Source organism: uncultured Phenylobacterium sp. (assembly GCF_902826855.1).
Lineage (GTDB): Bacteria > Pseudomonadota > Alphaproteobacteria > Caulobacterales > Caulobacteraceae > Phenylobacterium.
The window spans coordinates 1-10,398 of sequence record NZ_CADEGK010000168.1 but is presented as its reverse complement, the minus strand read 5'-3'; the positions used below and the strand labels follow the sequence as shown (position 1 = coordinate 10,398).

The window sequence follows — 10,398 nt, the reverse complement described above, 5'->3', positions numbered from 1 at the left end:
TGGATGAGGATCCCTCCAAAGCGCGCCTGGAGCTCAGCTACGATCCCTTCATCGGAAGCCCTCTCGGCCGCACCGCCAAGATCGGTGTGCGAAAGAAGTTCTAGTCCAGAGTCTCGCGTTGGACGGCGCCGCTCCCGAAAGGGGGCGGCGTTCTTCGTTGCGCTTCAGGGCTTCACAGGCTTCTCGGCGCCCAGGATAGCTTCCCCGATCTCGTCGGCCTTCTTCGCCAGGATGGCCTGGGCGTCGTAGAGACCCTGGTTGTAGTAGTGCGGCCCGAGGCGTTCGGTGATGAAATCGACCAGGAAGACGGCGTCGAACCCCTTCACGTCGAGGTCCAGTTCGTCCTTGAGGTACTTTGAGAGGGATTTCGCGGCCGCCTCGGCGGTGTCTTTGGGAAGTTCGATCTTCGACATGGCGGGCGCACGATGACGGCGAGGCTCTACGGTATCAAGAACTGCGACACGATGAAGAAGGCCTGGACCTGGATGGACCAGCACGGGGTGGCCTATGACTTCCACGACTACAAGAAGGCGGGCATCGACCGCGCGACCCTGGAAGGCTGGGTGCGCCAGCTTGGCTGGGAGGTTCTGCTGAATCGCGCCGGCACGACCTTCAAAAGACTGCCCGAGGCCGATCGGCAAGGCATCGATGAGGGCAAGGCCATCGCGCTGATGCTGGCGCAGCCGTCGATGATCAAGCGCCCGGTGCTGGATGCGGACGGAAAACTCTATGTGGGCTTCAAGCCCGACACCTATGCCGCGCTGAGCGACTAGGCGGCCAGCTGGCGGTCTTGCCTGGGAAGGCGCCGGGCTCAAACATGACTAAGGTTTCATCCGGCGCCTGCATCTGATCGAGAGGGCTAGCGGCTCTCACCATCAGAGACGGGCCCGGGCGCCCGCCCAGTTGGAGAGGAGAACTACGCGAATGGAAGCGATCGTCATTCTGTTGATCATCTTCGGATCGATCGCCTCGCTGTTCCTGGTGCCGCGCTACCTCAAGAGCGTCGAGCGCCAGAAGATGGCCGACACCCTGCGGATCGCCATCGAGAAGGGCCAGCCGTTGCCGACGGAGGTCATCGAGGCCATGTCGACCAACGTTCGCAGCCCGGCCCTGCCGCCGTCGCCGCAGCGCGATCTTCGAACAGGCATCGTCTGGATGGCGGTGGGTGTCGGCTTCGCGGCCCTGGGGCTGGCGATCAGCTTCGACTGGCCCGACGCGCTCTACCCGCTGCTCGGCCTGGCCTGCTTCCCGATCTTCATCGGTCTGGCGTTTGTCGCCCTCGGTCTGCTCAACAAGGCCAAATAGGCGCTGACAGGGGATCAGGCCCATGTCGGGCGACATCCAAGCCAGCCTCGCGAGCCTTCACGACGTAGAACTCTGCGCCTACGCCACGGCCGGGGAACGGCGCGCCTTCGGCGAACTGGTGCGGCGGCACGGCTCGGCCGTACGTGGGTTGCTCCGCCGCATGGGGGCGCAGGCCGCCGAGGCCGACGACACCGCTCAGGATGCGTTCCTGGCCGCCTTCGAACGCATCGCCGAGTTCCGCGGGGAGGGGACTTTCGCAGGGTGGGTCAAGAAGATCGCGGCGCGGCAGTACCTGCGCCGGATCCAGCGGGACAAGCGGGTGACCGCCATCGCCGCTGAAGGTGTCGAGCAGGCCGACATCTCGGCCAGTGACGCCGACCACCGCATCGACCTTGACGAGGCGCTGAAGGGCCTGTCCGCGGCCGAGCGGCTCTGTGTTTCCATGTGCTACGGCGCGGGCCTGTCCCATGGAGAAGCGGCGGAGGCCTTGAACCTGCCGCTCGGAACGGTCAAATCACATGTCAAACGTGGTCTGGAAAAGCTCAGAACGCGACTGGCGCCGCCCCAGGGTGCAAAGGGCGACGGCGCCGCTCTTGAAGGGAGGCGCGGGAATGGCTGAGCTCGATTTCGAACGCCGCCTCGAACGCCTGTTCGGCGACGCGCCGCACATGGCCGACTCCCAGGCTTTCGCCGAACGGATCGAACGACGGCTGAACCGAGGCTGGACCGCCCGGCGCTGGCTGATCGGAGCTGCGGGTCTCGCAGGGGGTGTCGTCGGCGCCAGCCAACTCCTCATGTCCAATGTCTTCGAGCGCGTCGAGAGCGCTGAACAGTCGGCCCGGGTGCTCAGCCAGGGTCTGGCGCGTGTCACCCCGGGCGCAGACATGGTTTCGGCGCTTTCCGGGGGCTATGGAGTGTGGATCGCTGTGGGCTTGGCCGTGATCACCATGGGCTTCGTCGTCTCACGGGTGATCGAGGAGATCTGACGTGTCCAGTCATCGCCAGGATGCCGTCCGGCGCATCGCCGCACCGGATATCGCCGCGCGCAAGGGCGGAACGCCGATTGTCTGCCTGACGGCCTACACCGCGCCGATGGCCGAGATCCTCGACGAGTATTGCGACCTGCTGCTGGTCGGCGACAGCCTGGGCATGGTGATCCATGGCCTGCCCAACACTGTTGGGGTGACCCTTGAGATGATGATCCTGCACGGTCAGGCAGTCATGCGCGCCTCGAAGCGGGCCATGGTCGTGGTCGACATGCCCTTCGGCTCCTACGAGGGCTCGCCGCACGAGGCCTACGCCAATGCGACGCGGATCATGAAGGAGACCGGCTGCAGCGCCGTGAAGGTCGAGGCCGGGCCGGCCGTAGCCGACAACATCGACTACATGGTCAAGCGCGGCATCCCGGTGATGGGCCACGTGGGTCTTCGCCCTCAGGCGGTGATGGTCGACGGTGGCTTCAAGGCGAAGGGCCGGGTGGGCGCCGAGCGCCAGCAGATCCTGGACGAAGCCCGGGCCGCCGCGGACGCGGGCGCCTTCTGCGTGGTCGTGGAAGGCGTCGCCGAGGGTCTGGCTCGCGAGATCACCCAGGCGATCGCCGCGCCCACGATCGGGATCGGGGCGTCGGTCGGCTGCGACGGCCAGATCCTGGTCACCGACGACATGCTGGGCCTGTTCGATTGGACCCCGAAGTTCGTCCGCCGCTACGCCGACCTGCGCGGCGAGATCGGCGGCGCTGTCGGCCGCTATGCCGAAGACGTGCGCCAGCGCAGGTTCCCCGGACCTGCCGAGATCTACTTCGCCAAGGCGGGTTAGCCGCGGCGTCGGTTTCCCGGGGCCAGTGGCCCAGGCAGAGCGTCCTGTTCCACAACGTCGCGCCCACTTCCCAAGGGTCAGCAACGGCGCAATATTGCGTTTGCTGGTGAGGTGACGGGCGCTGGCGAGTGAAGTTTGAGCGCGCCCAGGACGTCACACGATGCCGCAAGTGAATCTCTCCACCCTGAGCGGGCCGGAGCTCCGGCAGATGCTCGACGCGAGCCGTCGGCGCGGCGAGGCCAAGCTTGCCTACCAAATCCTCCAGGAGATGGCGGCCCGACGGGATGCCCGGCCCGAACGCAACGGCGCGCGTGGCATGCTGCGCCCGGCCGAGCCGCGGATCATCGATATCGACCTCGGCGATCCGATGGACCCCAAGGACGATGTGCCGCCCATGCCCGGGTGGCGCGCGCCCGTAGCGGAGCCGCAGGCCGCGAAGCCGCCCGCGCCTGTCTCCGAACCCCCTAAACGCAACGCGCGTCGCGGCAAGCCCGCGCCGGCGCCCACGCTGGCCGACGCCATGGCGGCCGGTGTTGCGGGCCTTGACGTCGAACCGGCGGCCCCATCCGTCGAACCGCAACCGCGAGGCGTCTGGAACGATGATCCGGAACCCCTCGAGGTACCTTCTCCCCGACCGGTGAGGGGGCGTCGGGCGCCCGGCGGCCTTGGCCGTGGGTTGGCCGCAGGCTTCGTGGCGGGCGCGGCGGCGGGCGTGGCCCTGGGCTGGTGGTTCGGCGCCGAGTCCGACGTGTTGTCCGCGGCGATCGCGCCGACTGGCCCGGTCGAGATAGCAGCCCTGGCGTCTCCGTCGACCCCGCCCACCGTGGCGCCAGCCCCTGCCGCACCCGAGCCGCCAGCCGCGCCGGCTGCCGCCCTGTCCGTCGAGCTCGCGCCGCCGGACACCGCGGCGGCGCCGGCCGTCGAGACCGAGGCGGCGCCCATCGAGGCCGTGGAGCCGGGAAGGCCGGCGGAAGCGCCGCAGCTGGCGGTGGCGCGGGCGGCCTCGGCCCCCTCCGACGCCTGCGCCGCCGAGCCGACCCCTGCCGACCGGCAGATCTGCAGCGACGAGGAGCTCCGGCGCCTGCAGCAGGCGTTGCGCCAGGCCTATGCAGAGGCGCTGGAGGCCCACCAGGACCGGGCGCTCCTGCGCCAGCGCCAGCTGGCCTGGCGCACCGCCCGCGACCCCATCTCCGACCCCGTCCGCCTGGCTGAGCTCTACGCCCAGCGGATCCGCAAGCTCGATGCCGCCACTGCCGAGGCGCGGCAGCTGCGGTAGATCACGGCTACTCGGTGTGGATTTCCACCGTGTTGGAAGGCGGCGCGCGCGGCGGCTTCAGAAGGATCACGGCCGGCACGATGATGCAGGTGATTAGGGCCATCCACATGAAGATGTTGACGTAGCCGAGCATGCCGGCCTGGCGGGTGACCTCGCCGTTCAGCATCTGCAGGCCGGTCGACGAGTTCGGGTCCATCATGCTCGGCAGGAGATCCCGCAGCATCGGGCTCGACGGGTCGATGCGACCGGCGAGCTCGCTGTGTCCCGCGGAGCTGTTGCGCAACACGGTGGCCAGGACGATCGAGATGCCCACGCTGGACCCCAGGCTGCGCGCCATGGTGGAGACGATGGTGCCCTCGACCCGATGGCTCGGATGCAAGGTCACGTAGGCGAGGATGCTGAGCGGCGAGAACAGCAGGCCGGTGCCTAGGCCCTGGATGAACCCGCTCACCAGGATCGGCTGGGAGGTCATCTCGAGGTTGAATTGGCCCATCATCCAGATGCTGCCGATACTGAGGATCAGGCCGGCGAGAAGGCTGGTCCGCGGACCCAGTCGCGTCATGACCGTCGGGACCAGCAGGAACGACACCAGGGAGCCCAGGCCGCGGGTCATGCTGGCCACGCCGGCCTGGGTGGCCGAGTAGCCCAGTAGATTCTGCATGAACGAGGGGAGGAGGGCGGACGTGGAGAACATCAGCACGCCCACGAAGAAGCTGAAGATCGTGGTGCCGATGAAGTTGGAATCCTTGGCCAAGTCGCGGTGGAAGAACGGGTGCTCGGCGGTCGCCGTCTGGACGATGAAGACCCAGAGGCCCGCGATGGCGATCCCCGCCTCGATCCAGATCTCCTTGGAGTCGAACCAGTCGCGCCCCGGCCCCCGGTCGAGCATCATCTGCAGGCCGACGACGAAGGCGATCAGGCCTCCGAATCCGATGAAGTCGAACGGCCGTTCGCGACCCCCCGGATCGCGCCCCATGAAGCGCATAACGCCGAACGTCGCCAGGATGCCCACCGGCAGGTTGATGAAGAACACCCACCGCCAATCGATCTCCTCGGTGATCCAGCCCCCCAAGGTCGGCCCTGCGATCGGGCCCAAGATGACCGCCGAGCTCCAGATGCTCATCACCCGTGGGATCATGACCATCGGGAAGATGTCGAGCATCGTCGCCTGCGAGAGCGGCATCAGGCCGGCGCCGGCCAGGCCCTGAAGGACGCGGAAGCCCACCATCTGCGGCACGTTCTGGGCGAGGCCGCAGAGCATCGAGGCGATCGTGAAGCCGATGATGGAATAGACGAGCATGCGCTTGCGCCCGATCTTCTGGGCGAGCCAGCCGGCCAGCGGCGTCATGACGGCGGTGGCGAGGATGTAGGAGGTCAGCACCCAGGTGATCTCGTCCTGGGAAGCCGAGAGGCTGCCCTGCATGTGAGGCAGGGCGACGTTCGCGATGGTGGAGTCCAGCGTGTACATCAGCGTCGCCAGCATCAGCGAGCCGGTGATCGGGATGCGGTTTTTAACGTCCTGGGCTAGCGCCATCAGACCCTCCCGCGTTCGCGGCGTCGCGCCAGTCGGCCGCCGAGGCCGCGTACAGGCCCACAAGGTCGGAGAGCCGTTCGGCCTGGGCCTGCGACAGGTCGCGTCGGTCGAGGTAGAGCTGGCGACGCGCCTGCACGACATCGCCAGCAGTTCGCGCGCCCAATCGTGCGGCGGCGAGCGTGACGTCGGCGACGTCGCCGCTCAACGCCACCGCTTGCGTAAGGGCGTCCAGTCGCAGCTGGTCGGTCTGGAGGGCGGCCATGGCGTCGGACACCTCCACGAAAGCGCGCAGGACAGTGAGGCGATAGCGGGCCAGCGCCGCACGCGCCTCGGCCTCCGCCTGGCGCGTTCGCGCCTTGCGGGCTCCGCCGTCGAAGACCGGCGCGGTCAAGCCGCTCAGCAAGGTCCAGCCGCTTGAGTCGAGGGAGATCAGGTCGACGGGGTCGAGGGCCGATAGCGCCCCGTTCGCCGAAAGCACGATGTTGGGGTACTGGTCGGCTCGGGCGATCCCGATCGCGGCCGTTCGGACGTGCAACTCGGCCTCGGCGGCCAGGATGTCCGGGCGTCGGCGGACCAGCGCGGACGGCAGGCTGACCGGGGTCACGGCAGGCGGGGTGAAGTGCGGGAGCTCGAAGTCCGGCGCCGTCCATTCGGCGGGCGCGTGGCCGACCAGCAGGGCCAGCTGATGGCGTGCGGCGTCGTGACGGCGGCGCAGCGGCGGCAGAAGGGCCTCGTCCTCCGCGAGTTGGACCTCGACCTGCTTCACCGTGATGCGGGGGATTCCACCGAGGGCAAACGACTTGCGCGCCAGGTCCAGGAGGGTGCGATCATCGGTGACGATCGCCTCCAGCGCCGTGAGTTCACCCCGCAGGCCGGCGAGTCGCACGGCTTGCATGGCCACGTTGGCGGAGAGCGCCAGGAAGGCTGCGTCAGCTTCGTGAGCCGCCTGCTCGGCGCGTGCTGTCGCCGCCTCGACGCGACGGCGGCCGGCCCCGAACAGGTCCAGGTCGTAGCTGACGCGGCCGCCCAGGCTGAACAGGTCGAAGGTCCGGGCGCGACCAAAGCTGATCGATCCGGGCGTGTCCGTCGCGCCTTTGAATCCGAACGCGGCAGGGTTGAACTTCTGGCGCTGGGCGTTGGCGGTGGCTTCCGCCTGAGGGCCGCGCTCGCCGGCGGCCTCCTGCTGGGCGGCCTGGTAGCGCTCCAGGGTGGCGCGGGCCTCGGCGACGCTGGGACTGTCGGCCAGCGCCTGTCGGATGGCGGCGTCCAGCGCCGGCGAGTTGAACGCCTGCCACCAGGGCCCGGCCGCGCGCGAATCCGGATCCAGGACCACCGCCGGCGCCGGCCGGTCGCCGGCCATCGCGTAGCCTGTCGCCGTGCTGACCGGCGCGGGCGGTGTGAAGTCCGGCCCTACCGTGGTGCAGGCCGAGAGGGCCAGCGCTGCCCCTGCAAGGACAACGGAGAGGCGAGAGGCGAGGGCGGCAACCATGCGTCCTACTTGGCCGCCGAGGCGCTGCGCACGTCGACCTTGACCGTGGCCGATAGGCCGGCTCGGCCGGCGCGCTCAGGCGGCGGGCGGTCGAACTCGATGCGCACGGGCAGTCGCTGGGTGACCTTCACCCAGTTGCCGGTGGCGTTCTGGGCCGGCAGGACCGAAAACGCCTGACCGGTGCCGGGCGCAAAGCTCGCCACATGGCCGCGTAGCGCCCCGCCGGGATAGGCATCGACGTCGATCTCGGCGGGCTGGCCCACCTGCATGTGGCCGATCTGGTCTTCCTTGAAGTTCGCCTCGATCCACGGCCGGCCCGAGAGCAGCCAGAACGCGGTCTGCGAGGCGTTCAGATAGGCGCCGACCGGGAGCTGATCGACACGCGCGACGATGCCGTCGGCGGGCGCCACGACGGTCGCGAAGTCCTGGTTCAACCGCGCGCGCGCCAGCTGGGCCTTGGCCCGCATCACGGCCGGCGCGCCGTCGCCGATGGCCGGATCGCCTCCCAGTGCCGCCAGGGCCAGCGCGGCCTGTCGCTGAGCCACCGCGAGCTGGTCGCGCGCCTGGTCGGCCGCATGCACCGCCTGGTCGACCGCCTGCCCGGAAGCCGCCCCGACGGCGTTGAGCTGCCGCTGGCGACTCACTTCACGGGTGGCGAACGCCAGGTTGCTGCGGGCGCCGGACACGTTGGCGAGTTCGCGCTGGTAGGCGACCTGCGCCTGGCCGACTTCCAGCTGGGCGTCAGCGACTTGGGCCATCGCCAGGTCGACGCTGGCCTTCAGGTCGCGCTGGTCCAGCCGGAACAGCACCTGGCCGCGCCGGACGGGCTGGTTCTCCTTCACATAGATCTCGACGACACGGCCGCCGATCGAGGGCGCCACGGGCGTCTTGGCGACTTGGACATAAGCGTCCTCGGTAGCCTCGAACCGGCCGCTGGTCAGGAACAGCCAGGCCAGCCCGGCGAGAATCACGAGGGGACCCAACGCCATGATCGCCCAACGCCGCCGTGAGGTGCGCCTCAAGGGGCCTCGGCCCGCCACAGCCGTCTGCTCGTCCTCCGCGACACTCACTGATCCTCACGCCCCCACTGCCGTCGATCGCGATGCCCTGCGGACCCGACCCACGCGAGGCACCTTTTCACCCCGACGCAACGTCCGGCAAGCGCCGCGGCGCGCCATCGTCGCGTGCTCCCTGCACCCGCTTTTCGCACAGGGTTGAGACGGAGCACGGCCCGCTATAGGTTCCGGCCTCGTTCAGCGACAGTCGCGGGCCCCGGAGTTCCCCCAGGTGACGGATCTATTCGAAGAGGTCGAAGAGCAGCTGCGCTCCGACCGATACCGGCGCTTCGCGCGCACGGCGCTGCCATGGCTGCTGGGGTTCGCCGCCATCGCGCTGGTCGCCACCCTCGGCTATTGGGGGTGGGACGTCTATCGGACCAAGCAGATCGACGCTGCTTCGGAACAATACGCCGAGGCGATGGAAGCCATGCGCTCGGGCAACCCGGACAAGGCGCGGGAGTTGTGGACAGCCACCTCGAAATCGCCCGCCGGCGCCTACAAGGCGCTGTCGCTGATGCATCTGGCGGCGTTCGCCAAGGAGAAGCGCGACGTGGCCGGCGAAATGAAGCTGCTGGACGAGGCCGCCGACGCGGCGCCGGATCCGCTGATCGGCGACGCCGCCCGCCTCAAATCCGCCTTCGCCCTCCTCGACACCGCCCCCCTGTCCGAGATGGAGGGGCGCTTGAAGCCGCTGATGGAAGAGGGCCGCCCGTATCGCGTGCAGGCGCGTGAGGCGCTGGCCTTCGCCAAGCTGAAGGCCGGCGACCTGAAGGGCGCCCGCAGCGACTTCGTCCTCCTGTCGCAGGCGCTCGACGCATCCCCGGGCGTCCAGGCCCGGGCCCAGGCCGCGGTCGGGCTCATCGACGCGGGTTCGGCCAAGGCGGTTCCGGCCGTCGTCAAGGCCGCCATCGCCCAGCCGCCGCCGTCCCCGATCGACCCGTCGATGCTCATGCCGCCCGCCGGTCCCGGCGGCCAACCGCAAGTGACCACCCCGCAATGACGCGCAAGACCATCCTGGCCGCCCTCATGGTCGCGGCGCTCGGCGCGAGCGGCTGCTCGACGATCAGCAGCCTGAACCCATTCGGCGGGAAGGACGATGCGCCCTCTGAGGCGGCCGGCGAAGGCCAGCGCATCTCGATCATCCCGGCCGATCAGGTGCTGGCTCCAGCCGAGGCCCTGAAGGGTGTCGACTTCGCCCTGCCCATGGTCGAGACGGTCGAGGCTTGGCCGCTGCCCGGTGGCACGCCGGAGCAGTCCGTCGGAAACGTCTCCGCCGGTAAGAACCTCGACGTCGCCTGGCGCAAGAACTTCGGCTCCGGGTCCAAGCGCGGTCGCTACCTTACCGCGCCGCCGGTCGCCGCGGACGGCAAGGTGTTCGTGATGGACGCCGATGCTCGGGTCGCCGCCATCGACGCCCGCTCAGGCAGCCAGGTCTGGCGCACCCACATCGCGCCAGGCGACAACAAGCGTGACCGGCTCGCGTTCGGCGGCGGCCTGGCCTACGCGGACGGCAAGCTCTACGTCGCCTCCGGCTTCCGCGAAGTCCTTCAGCTCGACGCCAAGACCGGCGCGATCGGCTGGCGGGCCAAGACCAGCGAAGCCATCCATGGCGCGCCCACCGTCTCCGGCGGCCGGGTCTTTGTGGTGGCGCTCGATAACACGCTGCTGACGTTCGACGCGACCACGGGCGGGCCATCCTGGACCTACCAGGCGCTCTCGGAATCCGCGCGCATCCTGTCGGCTTCGAGCCCAGCGGTATCCGGCGACACGGTGGTGGCGGCGTTCGGCTCGGGGGAACTCGTGGCCCTGCGCGCCGCCAACGGCAACGACCTGTGGAACGAGGCGCTCAGTCGCGCCAGCCGGACCAGCGCGCTCGCTGAGATCCGCGATATTCCCGGCCGGCCGGTGATCTACCCGGGCG

General features: G+C 69.2%; 12 protein-coding genes. 8 read left to right on the top strand and 4 right to left on the bottom strand.

Annotated elements, in window-relative coordinates; all coding sequences use genetic code 11:
• Nucleotides 1-164: 164 nt before the first annotated feature.
• The gene (locus QZV94_RS19095; RefSeq protein ID WP_293680451.1) at nucleotides 165-413 is read right to left on the bottom strand and encodes a DUF2164 domain-containing protein; all 249 of its coding nucleotides are present in this window, start codon (nucleotides 411-413) and stop codon (nucleotides 165-167) included.
• Nucleotides 414-425: 12 nt separating this feature from the next.
• Between QZV94_RS19095 and QZV94_RS19090 the strand changes: the two genes are divergently transcribed.
• The 6 genes from QZV94_RS19090 (at nucleotide 426) to QZV94_RS19065 (ending at nucleotide 4,396) form a co-directional block, all read left to right on the top strand.
• Nucleotides 426-773, top strand: a complete 348-nt coding sequence (locus QZV94_RS19090) for an ArsC family reductase (protein WP_293680449.1) — start codon at nucleotides 426-428, stop codon at nucleotides 771-773.
• A gap of 151 nt (nucleotides 774-924) precedes the next feature.
• Nucleotides 925-1,305, top strand: coding sequence for a DUF6249 domain-containing protein (locus QZV94_RS19085; protein WP_293680447.1), 381 nt, complete (start codon nucleotides 925-927; stop codon nucleotides 1,303-1,305).
• A gap of 22 nt (nucleotides 1,306-1,327) precedes the next feature.
• Nucleotides 1,328-1,924, top strand: coding sequence for a sigma-70 family RNA polymerase sigma factor (locus tag QZV94_RS19080; protein ID WP_293680445.1), 597 nt, complete (start codon nucleotides 1,328-1,330; stop codon nucleotides 1,922-1,924).
• Entirely contained in the window at nucleotides 1,917-2,291 is a 375-nt protein-coding gene (locus QZV94_RS19075) for a hypothetical protein (protein ID WP_293680443.1), read from the top strand. Before QZV94_RS19080 ends, QZV94_RS19075 begins: the two co-directional genes overlap by 8 nt.
• A gap of 1 nt (nucleotide 2,292) precedes the next feature.
• Nucleotides 2,293-3,120 carry a 3-methyl-2-oxobutanoate hydroxymethyltransferase gene (gene panB / locus QZV94_RS19070; protein ID WP_293680441.1) on the top strand — a complete coding sequence of 276 codons (828 nt, stop codon included), beginning with the start codon at nucleotides 2,293-2,295 and terminating at the stop codon, nucleotides 3,118-3,120.
• A 160-nt stretch (nucleotides 3,121-3,280) separates the two neighbouring features.
• Nucleotides 3,281-4,396 carry a hypothetical protein gene (locus QZV94_RS19065; protein WP_293680439.1) on the top strand — a complete coding sequence of 372 codons (1,116 nt, stop codon included), beginning with the start codon at nucleotides 3,281-3,283 and terminating at the stop codon, nucleotides 4,394-4,396.
• A gap of 7 nt (nucleotides 4,397-4,403) precedes the next feature.
• Here QZV94_RS19065 and QZV94_RS19060 read toward each other — a convergent pair whose 3' ends face one another.
• From QZV94_RS19060 to QZV94_RS19050, 3 genes are read right to left on the bottom strand one after another with little or no spacing between them, the layout of a single operon-like run.
• On the bottom strand, nucleotides 4,404-5,930 hold the full coding sequence (locus tag QZV94_RS19060) for a DHA2 family efflux MFS transporter permease subunit (protein ID WP_293680437.1): 1,527 nt from the start codon (nucleotides 5,928-5,930) through the stop codon (nucleotides 4,404-4,406).
• Entirely contained in the window at nucleotides 5,908-7,419 is a 1,512-nt protein-coding gene (locus QZV94_RS19055; RefSeq protein WP_293680435.1) for an efflux transporter outer membrane subunit, read from the bottom strand. Before QZV94_RS19055 ends, QZV94_RS19060 begins: the two co-directional genes overlap by 23 nt.
• A 5-nt stretch (nucleotides 7,420-7,424) precedes the next feature.
• On the bottom strand, nucleotides 7,425-8,402 hold the full coding sequence (locus QZV94_RS19050) for an HlyD family secretion protein (RefSeq protein ID WP_293680433.1): 978 nt from the start codon (nucleotides 8,400-8,402) through the stop codon (nucleotides 7,425-7,427).
• Between the two features lie 304 nt (nucleotides 8,403-8,706).
• On the opposite strand from QZV94_RS19050, the gene QZV94_RS19045 reads away from it, so the two are divergent.
• Nucleotides 8,707-9,477: a tetratricopeptide repeat protein gene (locus QZV94_RS19045; RefSeq protein WP_293680431.1), complete on the top strand. Its 771-nt coding sequence runs from the start codon at nucleotides 8,707-8,709 to the stop codon at nucleotides 9,475-9,477.
• Nucleotides 9,474-10,398, top strand: a 925-nt coding sequence (locus QZV94_RS19040; protein ID WP_293680429.1) for a PQQ-binding-like beta-propeller repeat protein, incomplete at its 3' end; no start/stop codon positions are given. The genes QZV94_RS19045 and QZV94_RS19040, both read left to right, overlap by 4 nt.